Origin of the sequence: Bacillus sp. SIMBA_008 (assembly GCF_046535495.1) — a bacterium.
In the GTDB taxonomy this organism is placed as follows: domain Bacteria; phylum Bacillota; class Bacilli; order Bacillales; family Bacillaceae; genus Bacillus; species Bacillus subtilis.
On the sequence record NZ_JAWRWL010001172.1, the window covers coordinates 1 to 240 of the forward strand.

At 70.8% G+C, this 240-nt stretch carries 1 protein-coding gene; it reads right to left on the reverse strand.

Annotated elements, in window-relative coordinates; translation table 11 throughout:
• On the reverse strand, window positions 1-240 hold a 240-nt coding region (locus SB658_RS27145), incomplete at both ends, for a hypothetical protein (RefSeq protein WP_410603630.1).

Genomic DNA, 240 nt, shown 5'->3' on the forward strand with positions numbered 1-240 from the left:
GAGGAGCAGGGCGCGCACCTGCGTCGGACGATCGACGCTGCGACGCAGGCGTCCGAGGACGACACCCAACGGGGCGGCGAGGTCGATCGGCTCCGCACCGGTGCGCGCGTAGTTCGCCCGTTCGACGGCATCCGTCAGCCGGCTCATCGCCTCCGGATCGACGGCGCTGTCCCGGATGAGGTCAGCCGCACGCATTCGCGGGGTGTCGGCATCCGAGACCGGCAGCTGCAGATCGATCAG